The 14577-nt window shown below is 75.1% G+C and carries 11 protein-coding genes and 1 pseudogene; 6 read left to right on the forward strand and 6 right to left on the reverse strand.

Annotation, left to right across the window (positions count from 1 at the left end):
* Nucleotides 1-155 precede the first annotated feature (155 nt).
* Nucleotides 156-1100, forward strand: coding sequence for a lytic polysaccharide monooxygenase (locus AB0K03_RS12965; protein ID WP_364683789.1), 945 nt, complete (start codon nucleotides 156-158; stop codon nucleotides 1098-1100).
* Between the two features lie 12 nt (nucleotides 1101-1112).
* Here the strand turns inward: AB0K03_RS12965 and AB0K03_RS12970 are convergent, their stop codons facing one another.
* Complete coding sequence (locus AB0K03_RS12970; protein WP_364683790.1) at nucleotides 1113-2021, reverse strand: TIGR03619 family F420-dependent LLM class oxidoreductase; 909 nt, start codon at nucleotides 2019-2021, stop codon at nucleotides 1113-1115.
* A gap of 200 nt (nucleotides 2022-2221) precedes the next feature.
* Between AB0K03_RS12970 and AB0K03_RS12975 the strand changes: the two genes are divergently transcribed.
* Nucleotides 2222-2833, forward strand: coding sequence for a sigma-70 family RNA polymerase sigma factor (locus AB0K03_RS12975; RefSeq protein WP_364683792.1), 612 nt, complete (start codon nucleotides 2222-2224; stop codon nucleotides 2831-2833).
* Here AB0K03_RS12975 and AB0K03_RS12980 read toward each other — a convergent pair.
* Nucleotides 2830-5550, reverse strand: a complete 2721-nt coding sequence (locus tag AB0K03_RS12980) for an AAA family ATPase (RefSeq protein WP_364683794.1) — start codon at nucleotides 5548-5550, stop codon at nucleotides 2830-2832. The genes AB0K03_RS12975 and AB0K03_RS12980 overlap by 4 nt on opposite strands.
* A gap of 107 nt (nucleotides 5551-5657) precedes the next feature.
* Here AB0K03_RS12980 and AB0K03_RS12985 point away from each other — a divergent pair, with 107 nt between their 5' ends.
* From AB0K03_RS12985 to AB0K03_RS12995, 3 genes are read left to right on the forward strand one after another with little or no spacing between them, the layout of a single operon-like run.
* Nucleotides 5658-6236, forward strand: coding sequence for a hypothetical protein (locus AB0K03_RS12985; protein WP_364683796.1), 579 nt, complete (start codon nucleotides 5658-5660; stop codon nucleotides 6234-6236).
* Complete coding sequence (locus AB0K03_RS12990; protein WP_364683798.1) at nucleotides 6220-8064, forward strand: hypothetical protein; 1845 nt, start codon at nucleotides 6220-6222, stop codon at nucleotides 8062-8064. Before AB0K03_RS12985 ends, AB0K03_RS12990 begins: the two co-directional genes overlap by 17 nt.
* Nucleotides 8061-8624, forward strand: a complete 564-nt coding sequence (locus AB0K03_RS12995; RefSeq protein ID WP_364683800.1) for a hypothetical protein — start codon at nucleotides 8061-8063, stop codon at nucleotides 8622-8624. The genes AB0K03_RS12990 and AB0K03_RS12995 overlap by 4 nt, the downstream gene beginning before the upstream one ends.
* A gap of 4 nt (nucleotides 8625-8628) precedes the next feature.
* Here the strand turns inward: AB0K03_RS12995 and AB0K03_RS13000 are convergent, their stop codons facing one another.
* Together AB0K03_RS13000 and AB0K03_RS13005 are read right to left on the reverse strand one after the other, a co-directional pair.
* Nucleotides 8629-8922, reverse strand: a complete 294-nt coding sequence (locus AB0K03_RS13000; protein WP_364683802.1) for a peptidoglycan-binding protein — start codon at nucleotides 8920-8922, stop codon at nucleotides 8629-8631.
* 131 nt (nucleotides 8923-9053) lie between these two features.
* A complete protein-coding gene (locus tag AB0K03_RS13005; RefSeq protein WP_364683804.1) occupies nucleotides 9054-9461 on the reverse strand; it encodes a hypothetical protein in 408 nt (135 codons plus the stop codon).
* Nucleotides 9462-9648: 187 nt separating this feature from the next.
* Here AB0K03_RS13005 and AB0K03_RS13010 point away from each other — a divergent pair, with 187 nt between their 5' ends.
* On the forward strand, nucleotides 9649-10524 hold the full coding sequence (locus AB0K03_RS13010; RefSeq protein WP_364683806.1) for a trypsin-like peptidase domain-containing protein: 876 nt from the start codon (nucleotides 9649-9651) through the stop codon (nucleotides 10522-10524).
* Nucleotides 10525-10619: 95 nt separating this feature from the next.
* Here AB0K03_RS13010 and AB0K03_RS13015 read toward each other — a convergent pair whose 3' ends face one another.
* Together AB0K03_RS13015 and AB0K03_RS13020 are read right to left on the reverse strand one after the other, a co-directional pair.
* Nucleotides 10620-14120: an ABC transporter ATP-binding protein/permease gene (locus AB0K03_RS13015; RefSeq protein ID WP_364683808.1), complete on the reverse strand. Its 3501-nt coding sequence runs from the start codon at nucleotides 14118-14120 to the stop codon at nucleotides 10620-10622.
* A gap of 160 nt (nucleotides 14121-14280) precedes the next feature.
* Nucleotides 14281-14535: pseudogene (locus AB0K03_RS13020) on the reverse strand (M1 family peptidase); the annotation flags it as partial.
* Nucleotides 14536-14577: the final 42 nt, after the last annotated feature.

Here is a 14577-nt window from a genome sequence, read left to right on the forward strand (position 1 = left end):
TGTCCTCCTGTGTCGATTGCGTGCAGGGCCATGCAACCACAGCTCGATGTGCTTTCGGGCAGCGCCACCCCTGCGAGGTGAACGATCCGCGGCGGATCTCCGTACTGTCCGCCGTGGGCCCGCTCCGCCCGCAGGTGTGCCGCCGAGGAGGTCGCATGAGGTCCGTCCGCCGTACCGCAGCTCTCGCCGTCGCCGGCGGGATCGCCGCGGCCGCGACCGTCCTGCCCGCCGCGCCGGCCCTGGCGCACGGCGCGCCGACCTCCCCGATCAGCCGGACGGCGGCCTGCGCGGCCGGCGGCGAGCAGACCGGCTCGGCCGCGTGCAAGGCGGCCCGGGCGGCGAACGGGCGGCCCTTCGGCTCCTTCGACAACCTGCGGGTGCCCAACGTCGGCGGCAAGGACCGGCAGTACATCCCCGACGGCAACCTCTGCAGCGGGGACCTGCCGGAGTTCCGCGGTCTGGACCTGCCGCGCGAAGACTGGCCGGCCACCAAGGTCACGGCGGGCAGCACGCTCCCCATCCGGTACGCCGGCACCATCCCGCACGAGGGCACCTTCCGGGTCTATCTCACCCGTTCGGGGTACGACCCCGCCCGGCCGCTCGGCTGGGGCGACCTCGGCGACCCGATCCTCACGGTCACCGATCCGCCGCTGCGGGGCGGCAGCTACCGGATGAGCGCCAAGCTGCCCAAGGACCGTACCGGGCGGCACGTGCTCTACACGGTGTGGCAGACGTCGAGCACGCCGGACACGTACTACTCCTGCTCCGACCTCGTGATCTCCGCGCCGGTCGCGGTGGCGGCCACCAAGCCCGCGAAGCGGGCCACCCCGAAGACGTCCCGGTCGGCCGAGCCGGGGGCGGTGGCCGTACCGCTGGACGCGCAGAGCCCGGCGAGCGCGGCGGCGCCCGCGGCCCAGGCCCACGAGTCGTGGCTCAGCCCCGCCGCGGAGGCCACCGACGACCGGGTCGAGCTCGGTCACCAGATCATCGTCGCGGCGCTCGTCGTCATCACCGGCGTCTCGGCGGGCGCGGGCTTCATGCGCCTTCGGTCCGCCCGCATGCAGGCACGCACCAACGAGTTCGCGCCGCCGCGCCGGTGAGCCCGCTGTGCCTCACCCGGCCTTCATGAGTTCCAGGAAGCGGGCGGCGATGTCGAGCATCTCGTCCCGGCGGGTCACGGTCAGCGTGAGGTCGACGAAGACCTCGTCCGCCGCCGCCTCCTTCGCATAGGCCGCGACCTGCTCGAGGGTGCCGGTCGCGGGGACCTGGGCCGGGTCGGCCGGGGACGCGGACAGCCTCGGGTTGAGCCGCTGCACCATGCGCAGCGCCGCCGGGTCCCGGCCGTACCCCTCGGCCTCGGTCTTGATCTTCTCCCACAGGGAGCGCAGGTACGGCAGCGGCAGGCCCACCGCCAGCCAGCCGTCCGCGCGGCGCGCGATGCGCGACGTGGCCTCCGGGCGCAGGCCCGCGAGCAGGATCGGCGGGCGCGGCCGCTGCACCGGCTTGGGCTCGATGCGGCTGTCCGGTACGCGGAACCGCGGCCCCTCGTGCCCCACGACGTCCGTGCCCCAGACCGCCTCCAGCACGTCGAGCATCTCGTCGAGGCGGGCTCCCCGGTCCCGCCACGGCACGCCGGCCGCGGTGTACTCGTCGCGCATCCAGCCCAGCCCCAGCCCGACGTCCAGGCGGCCGCGGCTGAGCACGTCGAGCGTGGTCAGCGTGCGGGCCAGCAGGACCGGGTTGTACCAGGGCGCGTTGAGGGTGCTCGTACCCAGGCGGATGCGGGAGGTGCCGGCCGCCGCGAAGGCCAGCGCGGTCAGCGGGTCCAGGTACGTGCCCATCTCGGCGGGCATCGTGCCGTCGCCGCCGGGGTAGCGGTCGCCCGGGGTCAGCGGGGACAGGAGGCGGTCGCCGGTCCAGAGGCTGTCGTACCCCAGGGTCTCCGCGGCGCGGCTGACCTCCGTGACGGCCTCGGGGCTGATGAGGGAGCCGTAGTGGGGGAGGTTGAGGCCGATACGCACGGATGGTCCTTCCACGGGAGCGCCTGCGGTGTGGACGGCCACCCTACGGGGGCCCCGGCGGCGGCTTGATACACCCCGGCGGCCCCGATCCGATCGGATGGTCGACACCGCAGGACGTACGCACCCCAGGGTGCCCCGGCCGCGACGGCTAGGGTGCCGCCCGGATCTCCCGGGGTGCCGGAATCCCTAGCGTCGGACGGGTGCTGACAAGCCTCCGGGAGGACGCGAGACCCATGACGACCAACGACTCCGACGGCATCCGTCAGACCATTCTCGACGCCCAGGCGGGGGACACCCGGGCCCGTGAGAACCTCATCCGTACGTTCGAGGCGCTCGTGTGGTGGACCGTCCGCTCGTTCCGGCTGTCCGAGGCCGACGCCGAGGACGCCGTCCAGAACACCTGGCTGCGGATGGTCGAACGGCTCGGCGACCTGCGCGACCCCGAGCGGGCCGGCTCGTGGCTCGCCACGGTGGCCCGCCGCGAATGCCTCCAGCTCCTGCGGCACGGCCGCCGCGAGATCGTCGGCCTGGACGCGCAGGCCGACCGCCCCGACGAGCGTGAGCCGCAGCCCGAGCGCGCCGCCGTCGAACGCAGCATGAACGACCTGCTCTGGCAGCACGTGAACCGGCTGCCGGCACCCGCGCGCGCCCTGCTGACGACGCTGAGCAGCAGCAACGCGCCCGGCTACGCCGAGTTCGCCCGGATCACCAACATGCCCGTCGGCAGCATCGGACCCACCCGCATGCGGTCGCTGCGCAAGCTGCGCAGCCAGCTCGAGGGCAGCGGGCTGGGCTCGTACGCATGGCATTAATCGCCCGCCGCGATGCCCGCCAGCTCGGTGCGGGAGCGGATGTTGGTCTTCCGGTAGATGTTGCTCAGGTGGTACTCGATGGTCTTCTGGCTGAGGAAGAGGGTGGCCGCCGCCTCGTGGTTGGTGGCCCCCCGGCCGACCACCAGCGCCACCTGCAGCTCCTGCGGGGTGAGGCCGGGCAGGCCGGCGTCGGAGCGGGTGACCGTGGTGCCGGTCGCGCGCAGCTCGGTGTGCGCCTTGTCCGCCCAGGGCTGGGCGCCGAGCCGCTCGAAGGTCTCCAGCGCCGCCTGCAGGTGCTCCCGGGCCTCGGCGCGCTGCCGCTGCCGGCGCAGGCGCTCGCCGAAGGCCAGCTGGGTGCGGGCCCGCTCGAACGGCATCACCGCGCACGCCTCGGCGGCCAGCGCGGCGGCGAAGGCCTCGCGCATCTCGCCGGGCTCGGCGAGCAGCGCCCGGCAGCGCAGCGCCGCGGCCCGCGCCCAGGCGCCGTCCCCGGCCGCCTCCGGCGCGTCCAGCAGCTCCCGGGCCTCGTCGGCGCGGCCCGCGCGGACGTACGCCTCGACGAGGTCGAACACCCACGGGACCACGGCCGGGTCGTGGATCTGACGCACCACCGGGAGCTCGCGTACGGCCTCGAGGCGGGTGATCGCCTCCGCGGCGTCGCCCTGGCTCAACGCCAGCAGGCCGAGCTCGTGGCCGGTGTACAGGGCCATGCAGGCGATGCCGAGCCGCTGCGCGACCTCCTCCGTACGCCCCACCCGGCGCTTACAGTCGTCCACCCGGCCCTGCACGGCGTCGAGACGGCCGGCGAAGAACAGCCCGTACAGGTTCGCCGAGCGGGTCTCGCTGGCCAGCCGCAGGCTCTCCGCCGCGCTGACCCGGGCGTCGTGCCACCGGCCGGTGCGGAACTGCAGCTCCGACTGGACGCCCAGCGCCTGCGGCAGCACGCCCAGCGCGCCGGTGGCCCGGGCGGCGTCGACGACCCGGTCCACCAGCTCGGCTGCCCGGTCGTAGCCGTCCAGCCAGATCCAGGTCAGCGCCGCGTGGCACATCTCCTGGGCGCGCAGGAGCGGGTCGGCGCGCAGCAGCTCGTCGTGGCAGTCGGTCAGCAGCCGGACGGCCTCGGCGCGCTCGCCCTGCAGGGCACGGCCGCCGGCGTACGCGACCGCGGCGACCAGCCGCGCCACGCCGCCGACCCGTACGCCCAGGTCGTGGCCGCGCCGGACCACCTCCTGCAGCTCGTCGATCCGGCCGATCATGAAGTACGGGATGCAGGCGTCGGAATACATCAGCGCCGCCCGGGCCGGGTCGGCCTGCTCCACGTCCTGCGCGCTGGTGGTGAGCCGCTCGAGGGCGCCGTCCGGGCGCTCGCGCCACATCCGCACGTACGCGTCCATGTGCTGGATGACCGCCCGCCGGCCCGGGTCGGTGGTCAGCGGCAGCGCCTCGGCGAGCAGCGGCAGCACCTGGTCGTTGCGCCCGGCCAGCTGCCAGCACCGGGCCGCGCGCAGCAGCCGGCGGGGCCGGTCGGGGCCCCGGCTCAGCCGTGCGGCGTGGCCGAAGGCGCGGGCGGCCGCCACGTACCCGGCGCGTCCGACGGCGCGCTGCGCGGCGCGTTCCAGCTCCGCGGCGACCCCGTCGTCGGCCTCCAGGGTGGCCGCGGCGAGGTGCCAGGCGCGGGCGTCGGCGGCGGCGTCGCCGGGCTCGTCGGCGAGCGCGGCGGCCAGCGCGGTGTGCGCGGCGCAGCGGTCGTCCATGGAGGCGCCGTAGTAGGCCAGCGAGCGCAGCATCGGATGGCAGAACTCGACCCGGCGCTCGTCGATCGCGACGATGTCGGCCTTCTCCGCCGGGGCGAAGTCGCGCAGCTGCAACCCGGTGGCGCGGGCCGCGGCGAGCAGCGTGCCGATGTCACCGCCGGCCGCCGCCGCGGCCAGCACCAGCGCGCGGCGGGTCGGCTCGGGCAGCTGCGCCAGCCGGGCGCCGAGCGAGCGCTCGAGCCGCGAGCCGGTCGGCAGCACCGGGGCGCCGATGGGGTCCCCGGCCGGGTCCGTCCACTCCCGGCACATCTCGAGCACGCCGAGCGGGTTCCCGGCGGTCGCGGCGTGCAGGCGGGCGGCCGTACCGGCCGGGGTGGCCGTCAGGGTCGCCCGGGCCAGGGTGTCGACCTCCTCCACGCTGAGGCCGCTCAGCGCGATGTGCGGCGCGCGCAGGTCGGCGGTGTCCGAGGCGTCGCGGGTGGCCAGCAGCAGCGCGATGCCGTCCGACTGCAGCCGCCGGCCGGCGAAGAGCACGGCCTCGCGCGAGGACGCGTCGAGCCACTGCAGATCGTCCACGACGACCAGCAGCGGCCCCGCCTGCGCGGCGGCGGAGAGCAGGCCCACGGTCGCGGCGCAGACCGAGAACCGGTCGCCGGCCACCGGCGGACCCAGCGCGAGCGCGCTGCGCAGCGCCGCGGCCTGCGGGGCGGGCAGGCCGTCCAGCTCGCCGAGCACCGGTCGCAAAAGGTCGGACAGACCGGCGAACGGGATCTCGGACTCCGCCTCGTAGCCGCGGGCGCTGAGCACCCGCATCCCCTCGGCGTGGTCGAGCGCGTACTTGATCAAGGTGGTCTTGCCGATGCCCGGCTCGCCGGTGAGCACCAGGGCGTCGCTGCGCCCGGCGCGGGCGTCTGTCAGAAGACCGTCGATCAATGCACGTTCGGCAGTCCGTCCGAGCATCATCGGCCGAGTGTATGCCGGTTGCCCGCATACGAGTTGTCCGCATACGAGGATGTCCGTACCGCGTCGGCATCGGCCGATCGGGCGGGCGTCGACCGGGGGTGTCAGCCATGACCGCGTCAGGGAGGTCCGGGCGGAGCACGGCGCTCACCGTGCTCAGCCCCATGCCGAGGCTGTGGGCGGGGCCGCTGCGCGCCATCCTGTACCTGCGCAAGCGCCTCGGGCCCAGCCGTGACCTGCAGGACATGTCGTTCATCCACTTCGCACACTGGAGCGTCATCACCGGGTTCCCGGGCCAGGAACGCCGCACACGGTACGCGTACCTGCTGTTCCGCAGCGACTTCAACGGCGACTGGGACGAGTACATCGACGCGTTCTCGATCGTCATCCCGCTGCGGATGGCGCTGATCTGGGGCTGGTCGTACGGCTTCCCCGGCGCGCTGCCCACCGAGCCGTTCCGCCGCTACATCCGGCACAACGACCTGCCCGTCGACCACTACTGGTCGGCGTACCCGGAGTCCTCGGTGAGCGAGATCGCCGCCGCGCTGCGGGTCCGCGACACGTACCGCGAACACCTCGGCGACACCGATCCCGCCGACGCGCCGGCCCACCCGGCGTGGCCGCGGTTCCTCGCCGACGTCCAGGGTGATCTGCACGCATGGGAGCGCGACGATGACACCGCAGTCTAGGGGCACCCGGTCCGTGACCGTCCTGGCCCGTATCGCCGACGATCGGGTGGAGGCGCTGCGCAAGACGCTCCGGGAGGCGGACGCGCCCTTCGCCCACGTGCCGGGCGCCCACGTCGTACGGCTCGTCGTCGTCGAGGACGTGGTGGCGCAGACCCGTCCGACGGTGTGGGGCTGGAAGGCGCGGCTGCTCGACCTCGTGGTGCACGCCGGGCGGGGACCGCAGCCCGATCGTCTGCCGCACCCGTACGTGCTGCTGACCGCGACGGTCGACGGGCCGCAGGAGCGCTTCTTCGCCGGCATGCGGGCTCTGGGGCCGCAGGCCGACGCGATCTGGGAGCACTGCGCGGGGTATCCCGGCAGCGAGCGCGCAGCCGACTTCGTCCGCTTCTTCACCCAGCGCAGCCTGCCCGCGGACTACACGTTCGCCGGCGCGCCGGAGGGCACCGTCCGCGAGCTGCGGGACGCGGTGGCGATGCGCCGCCGGCTCGCGTCGCTGGCCGCCGCCGGGAACGGTGGGCGCGTCCCTGCGCTGGCCACCTCCGGTCCGGCTCCCGTGCCGCAGCGGCCCCGCGCGGTGGTCTCCGAGGCGCTGTACCTCGGCGACATCCAGGGCATGGTGCTGCGCGGTTTCGGCCACCACCACGCGGCGGCCCACCTGTTCCTGCGCTTCGGTGACCCGGACGCGGCCCGCGCCTGGCTGGGCGGGCTGGCGCCGCGGGTGACGTCCGCCGCCCAGGTGCAGGAACGGCCCAACCGGGCCCTGCACCTGGGCCTGAGCCACGCCGGGCTCGGCGCGCTCGGCGTCTCCGCCGCCCAGCTGAGCGCCTTCCCCGAGGAGTTCCGCGCCGGCATGTACGCCCGCGAGCCCGCGCTGTCGCCGGGACGCGGTATCGAGCCGTGGTCGGCACCGTTCGACGGCACCGGCAGCGTCCACGCGGTGCTCATGGTCTCCGCGACGACGGCGGAGATCCTCGACGCGTGGCTGCGGGAGCTCCGCGCCGAGGCGGCGGGGCCGGGCGACGGCGTACGCGTCGTCGCGGAGATCCGGGGCGAGCGGCTGCTGGCCGACCCGGGCGGACGCCGGACGTTCGTGGAGCACTTCGGCTTCGCCGACGGGCTGTCCACGCCGCTGATCGACGGGTACGACGACGGCCCGCGCGAGGAGCTGCTGCCGCCCGGCGAGTTCGTGCTCGGCCTGCCCGATGTGGACGGCGACGAAGCCGGCCGGGGCGGGCCCGCCGGCCTGATCCGCAACGGCAGCTTCCTGGTCTACCGCAAGCTCGAGCAGGACGTCGCCGCGTTCCGCGAGACCACGTCGGCGGTGGCGGACCGGTTCGAGGGCGGCGCGGCCGACGTGGGCGCCGCGCTGGTGGGGCGTACGGCCGACGGCTCCTCGCTGGCCCGCTGCCCGGTCGCCTCGCACGTGCGCCGCGCCAACCCGCTGGACACGCTGCCGGGCGGGCTCCGGCTGTCGCGGCGCCACATGATGCTGCGCCGCGGGATCCCGTACGGTCCACCGCTGCCGGAGGGCGCCCCGGACGACGGACGGGAGCGGGGTCTGCTCTTCCTCGCCGTCATGGGCGACATCCACCGGCAGTTCGAGTTCGTGCAGACCCAGTGGATGGCCGACGGCAACGTGTTCGGCCGCGGCGGTGAGCAGGACGTCTTCACCACGGCGGGCGGTCCGCGGGCCCGCGTGCTGGTCGAGGGGGAGCCGCCGGCGTACGTGCCGGTCCCGCGGCCGCTGGTCACCTGCCGCGGCGGGGAGTACTTCCTGCTGCCGGGCCTCGCCGCCCTGGCTGCCCTGGCTCGTGGGGCGGGCCGGTGACCACCCCGCTGCCCGGCGACTGGTATCCGGGGCCCGCACCGCTTCCCCGCAGCGAGCCCGTGGGGGCCGCGCCGGTTTCCCGCAGCGAGGCCTCGGCGTCCGCGCCGGTCGTCCGCGGCGGCTATCCGGTGCTCGCCTTCGGTGACGATGCGCTGGTGGCGGTCGCGGTGCCCGGCGCCGGCGCCCGGCTGTCGGTGCGCCGCGACGTCGCGCCGCTGCTGGTGGCCCTGGCCGCGGCGTTCCACCGCGAGGTGCAGCCGCTGGACCCGCTGTCCTGCTGGGGGCATTGCCACGCGAGCGCGACGCGGGGATGGAACGGCCACGCGGCCGGAATCGCCGTGGACCTCAACGCGGCGGCGCACCCACCCGGAGCCTGCGGCACGTTCCGTCCCGAGCAGGTCCCGGCCGTACGCGGGCTGATCACCCGGTGGAAGTACCGGGGGCGGCCGGTGCTGACCTGGGGCGGTGGCGACCACCACGGCGGGGCGGCGGAGTCGCACTTCGAGATCGCGGTGCCGTACCCGGTGGCCCTCGCCGTCGCGGCCGGCCTCGCGACCTAGCGGATCAGGCCGCGGCCGCGTGCTCGAAACGGCGCAGCTCGCGGGCCTCCTTGGCGTACCGGGCCAGCAGGTGGATCGTGTGCGGCCCGGCGACGCCGTCGGGCTCCAGGCCGACCCGGTTCTGGAAGCGGCGTACGGCGGTGTCCAGGTCCTCCGGGGCCGTACCGACCGGCAGGCCGAGCTCGGCGAAGAGCTCGCGCACCGCCGCCGGGTCCGCGGACGGGCCCGGTTCGCCGTTCCAGCCGATCAGGCCGCCGACGGCGGTCCCGACCACACTGAGCATTCCTCGTGCCGACATCGTTACCTCCGCAGGATTCTCGTGGTGTGCCTGCAAGAATCCACCGGCGGCCTGTGCGTGACATCGGACAGCGGTCGTGACCTGCTGAGGGTCCGCTGCGACTTTCGGCCGACCGGCGCGGCAGCCGGGCTCTAGAATTCGTCGACGCGGCGGTCCTGGTCCGGGCAGACCGTGTCGATCGCCAGCTTGATCAGCTCCCGGGCGGTGGCCTGGTCGATCGCCTCGGCGTCGGCGGTGCCGAGGGTACGCGTCTGCGTGACGATCGCGTCGGCGTCGTCGCCCTTGCCCAGCCCGGTGCACGCGCGCGCCGCGACGGCGGCGATCTCGTCGTCCGGGCGGTCCTTCGCGACCTCGGGGAGGTTCCCGCGCACCCCCGCCACGAACGCGTCCGGGCCCGAGGCGGCCCGCGTCGTGGCCGCCGGCTCGGACGCGGGCGTGGTCGCGGCGGGCGCCGGAGCCGTCGCCTGCGGCGTCGTGGCGTCGTCGCACCCGCCCACAGCCAGCAGGAGCATCGCCGCTGCCAGCAGCCGCTTCGTCATCTCGTACACCCCCGGGTCGATGTTCGCCTGTGCCGCACACCTAACGGCCGGCGGCGGCAGCGGCCACGGATTCCGGCACGGCGTGCCCCGCACGGGTGACCCGCGGGCACTCAGCCGACCCACAGAGGGCTCACCGGAAGCTGACAAGTGACGGGGCGACAGTGGAGTCAACCGAGGAGGCTCAGCCATGACCGATCTGTCGACCCGTCCCGCGGACACCGGCGACCCGGCCGCCACCGCGCCGCCCGTCCCGCCGCTGCCGCCGATCGTCGCGGGTCACCGCGGCGGGGGCGAGCGGCGCCGGCCCCGTCGCGTCGCCGGGGGCGCGGCCCTGCTCGCCCTGATCGCCGGCGGAGGTACGGCCGGAGCCTTCGTCGCCGAGCGCTACGCCACCGCCGAACCGGCAGCCGCCACGGCCACCGCCACGACCGCCACCTCCACGCCGACCGGCGGCACCGGCCTGGCCGCCGTCGCCGCGAAGGTGTCGCCGAGCATCGTCACCGTCCTGGTCGACGGGCGCTCCGAGTCGGCGCTGGGCTCCGGGGTGGTCCTCGGCTCGGACGGTCTCGTGCTCACCAACAACCACGTCATCGCCTCCGGCGGCACGGTGAGCGTACGGCTGTCCGACGGGCGTACGGTCCCGGCCTCGGTGGTCGCGGCCGACACCACCCACGACCTCGCGCTGGTGCAGGCGAGCGGGCTGTCCGGGCTGACCCCGGTCACCTTCGGCACCGACGACAGCGTCGCGGTCGGCGACCCGGTCCTCGCCTTCGGCGCCCCGCTCGGCCTGGAGGGCACGGTGACCTCCGGCATCGTCTCGGCGCTCGACCGGCAGGTCGACACCGGGTCGGAGAAACTCACCGGGCTGCTGCAGACCGACGCGGCCATCAACGAGGGCAACTCGGGCGGCGCCCTGGTCGACACCTCCGGCAAGGTCATCGGCATCAACGTCGCGATCGCCACGGCGAGCGACCGGAGCACCGGCAGCGTCGGGGTGGGGTTCGCGATCCCGGCCGGCACGGTCACCCAGGTGGTCAGCCGGCTGGAGTCGCAGGCCCGCTGACCGCGGCCGGCCGGGCCCACCGTCCGCCGGGTGCGGCGACGAGCCGGCGCGGGGAGCGGTCCCGGACCGCTCCCCGCGCTTGACGCAGCCCCGGCTCACCCGGCCAGGTGGCCGTAGCGGTCCTCCAGCTCGCGCCACGTGCCCTGGGCCACCGCACGGCCGCCGATCAGCACGACCACCCGGTCGGCGCGGGACAGGGCGGCGCGTTTCGACGTCGAGCCGATCACCGTGACGCCGTGCTCGCGCAACGCCCGCCACAGGTCCAGCTCCGTGGTGACGTCCAGCGCCGACGACACGTCGTCGGCGATGAGCAGCTCGGTCCGTGGCGCCAGGGCCCGGGCCAGGGCGAGCCGCTGGAGCTGGCCGCCCGACAGGCGGGTGCCCTTGTGGCCGATGAGCAGCTGCAGGCCGCCGCCGGCCGCCGCCAGGTCGTGCTCCAGCTGCGCCGTCGTCACCGCGTCCGCGGCGTCGACCTCGTGCCCGAGCTCGATGTTGTCGGCGACCGTGCCGGAGAGCACCCGCGGCAGCTGGGCCACGTAGCCCACCTGGTTGGGCCGCAGGAACGTCTCCGGCTCGCGCACCGGGCGCCCGTTCCACGCCAGCGTGCCGGTGTGGTGCACGATGCCGGCCAGCGCCCGCAGCAGCGACGACTTCCCGGCGCCGACCGGGCCGACGACCAGCACCAGCTCGCCCCGCTCGACGGTCAGGTCGACGTCCTGCGCGCCGACCGTGCCGTTCTCGTGCACCGCGCTGAAGCCCGCGAGCTCGAGGCGCTGCAGCGGCACGCGCGGCGCCGCGGGCGGGGCGTCGGCCGTGCCGGCTGCGATGTCGACGCCGGGCACCGCGGAGGAGTACGCCGCCTCGCCGGCCATGGCCACCGTGCGCCGGGTCCAGACCCGGGCCGACGGGAAGTGCGACACCAGCGAGGCCGTGGTCCACGCGAACCAGCGGGCCGCGCCGAGCACCGCCACCGCGATCAGCGTCGCCGCCGCCGACAGCTCCCCGGCGAGATACAGCGCCCAGGCCGCGATCGGCAGCAGGCCGCTGAGCACCGACGGCGTGGACCGGGCCCACACCTGGATGGCGATCTCCTTGCGCTGCCGCTCGCTGCGGACCCCGTCCAGGCCGGCCAGATGCTTGAGGACCGGAACGGTCGCGCCGGCCAGCTTCACCGTGCGCGCCGCCGACAACGACGACACCAGCGCCGTCGCGAACGCCGCGCGGGCCGCCACCGTACGCCGTGCCGCCCGCTCGAGCCGCGGCCCGAACAGCGTGGCCATGAGGCCCGACACGACCATCGTCCCGACGAAGAATCCGGCCGGGACGAACGACTGCGCCGCCAGCGTCATCGTGACGATCATGACGATGCTGATCGACGTGTCGACGAGGTTGTCGGCGAGCATCACGACCCGCTCGGTGTCGCCGCCCTGGGCCACCACCTCGGCCGGGGTGTGCTTGCTGACCCGGCGCGGCCCGATCTGGCCGTGCACGAGCCGCAGGCTGATCCGCAGCATCTGGCGTACCCACCACTCGGGGAACCAGGCGCCGGTGTAGTACAGCGTCGGGATCGCCACGAGCAGCCCGGCCGCGATGCCCACGGCCGGCCACACCGGGTCGCCCACGCCGTCGACCACGTGCGACCAGAGCAGCGGCAGGATCGCGCCGTCCAGGCCGAGCAGCACCAGGATGACGAACAGCCCGACCGCGGCCAGGCCGTACCGGGCGTCGTTCGTGGTCAGCCGGAAGATCTCCCGCATCGTGTGCGCCGGCGGCTCGTCCGGCAGCGGCGGTGGTTCGGCCAGCGGCAGGCTGTTGCCGAGCTCGGCGCGGACCGGCCCGTCCGGCTCGCGTTCGAGCACCGCCACGCCGCCGCTGCCGCCCGGGTGCGGCTGCGCCACTACCCCGCCGCTGCCGGAACGGGCCGGCGCCGCGACGGCGGAGCTGGCCAGCAGCTCGGCGAAGCGCTGCGACGCGGCCAGCGGGCCGGCCTCGAGGACCTCGCCGTCGGCCAGCACGACGACCTCGTCGCAGCGCTGTACCGAGGAGAGCCGGTGCGCCACGATGACGCCGATGCGGCCCTGCAGCAGCCGGTCGGTGGCCCGCTGCACCCAGGTCTCGGTGACCGGGTCCATCCGTGCGGTCGCCTCGTCGAGGATCACCACGCGCGGGTCCCGTACGAGGATCCGCGCGAACGCCACCAGCTGCTCCTGCCCGGCGGAGAGCACGTAGCCGCCGTCGCCGAGCTTGGTGTCGATGCCGTCGGGCAGCCCCTGCGCCCAGCTGCTGAGCCCGAGCTCGGCCAGCGCGGTCGCGGCCCGCGGCAGCAGGTCCTCGTCGAACAGCGCGATGTTCTCGGCCAGCGAGCCGGCCAGGATCTCGGTGCGCTGCGGCACGATCGCGGTCCACCGGCGCAGGCCCTCGACGTCGAGGTCGTTGATGTCCGTACCGGCCAGGAAGACGGTGCCGCGGGGGACGTCCACCGCGCGGGTCAGGACCTTCGCGAGGGTCGACTTGCCGGAACCGGTGCGGCCGATGAGCGCGTACGACCGGCCGCGCCGGAAGGTCAGGCTGACGTCGCGCAGCGCGGGCGGCCGGGCGCTGTCCGACTCGCCGTACCGGAAGGTGAGGTCGCGGACCACCAGGTCGCCGTCGGCGGGGGGCTGCCCGCCGGCCGGTTCCTGCTCGACGCCGCGCAGCAGCTGCACCCGGCTCCAGGCGCCGAGCGCGTTCTGCAGCTCGGGGACCATCCGGGTGACGTGCTCCAGCGTGCCGCCGAAGCCGAGCGCCAGCAGCCAGACCGCGGTCAGCCGGGCGCCGTCGATGTGCCCGGCCGCCAGCGCCCACGCGCCGGCGACGACGAGAACGGCGATGAGCGTACGGGTGATCGCCCCCGCGCCCATCGTGATCCGCGACGACATCCGCCACACCAGGCGACCCCGGCGCAGCACCTCCTGTGCGCGCTGGGCGTAGAGGCGGCGCACGTACGGCGCGGCGAGGCTGGTCCGGACGTCGTCCTGCCCGTGGATCGCCTCCTCCATCACCGCGGCCAGGTCGGACCACGCCTCCTCCTCGCTGATGCGCGCGGGGGAGATGCGCTGGATCGGCTTGTTCATCACGACGACCAGCAGGACCGACACCAGCACCATGCCGAGCGCGGCGGGCCACCACGCGAAGAACGCGGTGACGACCGACAGGGCGGCCACGGCCAGCGACTGGGCCAGCCGTACGCCGCTGCCGCGCAGCTCGGACCCGACCTGGTAGACGTCGCTGTCGATGCGGTCCAGCAGCTCGCCGACCGGGGTGTTCTCCAGCGTGGGCACGTCCTGCCCGAAGGCCACCCGGCACAGCCCGCGGCGCACGGCGGCGGCCCAGTCGGCGGTCAGCCGGGCCGCGGCGAGGCCGACGAGCACGTCGCTGAGCACCGCCGTCACCAGGGCGGCGGCGAGCACCCCGAACAGCGGCACGGACCGGTTGACGAGCACCGCGCCGGCCAGTCCGAGGGCGCCGGCCTGACCGGCCGCGCCCAGCACGATGAGGACGGCGATGAAGGCGGTGCGACGGGGCGAAGTACCCCATAAGTCGCGGAGCAGGCGCATCGAACGTCCTCATTCGGCAGGGTGCGGCGGTGCCTCCATCCTGCGGCGGCCGGGGACGGGCCTCAACGCAATTACGGCTCCGGTGGATCGAGCGGCGCACGATCGCGGACGGCGGGCCCGCCGGGGCCGTGCGTGCCGCGGTGGCCGCCGCCGGGGAGTCCGGTCGGGTGGTGCCGTAGAGCCAGGCGGCGAAGAGGTCGTCCAGCTGCCGGCCGCAGATGCGTTCCGCGTGGGCGATGAAGTCGTCGGTCGTGACCGTGCCGCCGGCGTGCGTCTGCGGCCAGGTCCGCAGGATGCGGAAGAACGCCGCGTCGCCGACCGTCAGGCGCAGGGCGTGCGGGGTCATGGCGCCGCGGACGTACACCGGCGGGTCGAACAGGTGTTGCGGGCCGGGGTCGCCGATCGGCGGCGACCAGAACCGCGGGTCCCCGCGGAACAGCTCCGAGTGCCCAGTGCC

The sequence above is a fragment of the Actinoplanes sp. NPDC049316 genome, from assembly GCF_040677315.1.
Classification (GTDB): Bacteria; Actinomycetota; Actinomycetes; order Mycobacteriales; family Micromonosporaceae; genus Actinoplanes.

What these genes read in the sequence shown, in the direction of transcription:
- AB0K03_RS12965 (WP_364683789.1), top strand. Translation starts at nt 156, where the DNA reads ATGAGGTCCGTCCGCCGTACCGCAGCTCTCGCCGTCGCCGGCGGGATC.
- AB0K03_RS12980 (WP_364683794.1), bottom strand. Translation starts at nt 5,550, where the DNA reads ATGATGCTCGGACGGACTGCCGAACGTGCATTGATCGACGGTCTTCTG.
- AB0K03_RS12985 (WP_364683796.1), top strand. Translation starts at nt 5,658, where the DNA reads ATGACCGCGTCAGGGAGGTCCGGGCGGAGCACGGCGCTCACCGTGCTC.
- AB0K03_RS12990 (WP_364683798.1), top strand. Translation starts at nt 6,220, where the DNA reads ATGACACCGCAGTCTAGGGGCACCCGGTCCGTGACCGTCCTGGCCCGT.
- AB0K03_RS13000 (WP_364683802.1), bottom strand. Translation starts at nt 8,922, where the DNA reads ATGTCGGCACGAGGAATGCTCAGTGTGGTCGGGACCGCCGTCGGCGGC.
- AB0K03_RS13005 (WP_364683804.1), bottom strand. Translation starts at nt 9,461, where the DNA reads ATGACGAAGCGGCTGCTGGCAGCGGCGATGCTCCTGCTGGCTGTGGGC.
- AB0K03_RS13010 (WP_364683806.1), top strand. Translation starts at nt 9,649, where the DNA reads ATGACCGATCTGTCGACCCGTCCCGCGGACACCGGCGACCCGGCCGCC.
- AB0K03_RS13015 (WP_364683808.1), bottom strand. Translation starts at nt 14,120, where the DNA reads ATGCGCCTGCTCCGCGACTTATGGGGTACTTCGCCCCGTCGCACCGCC.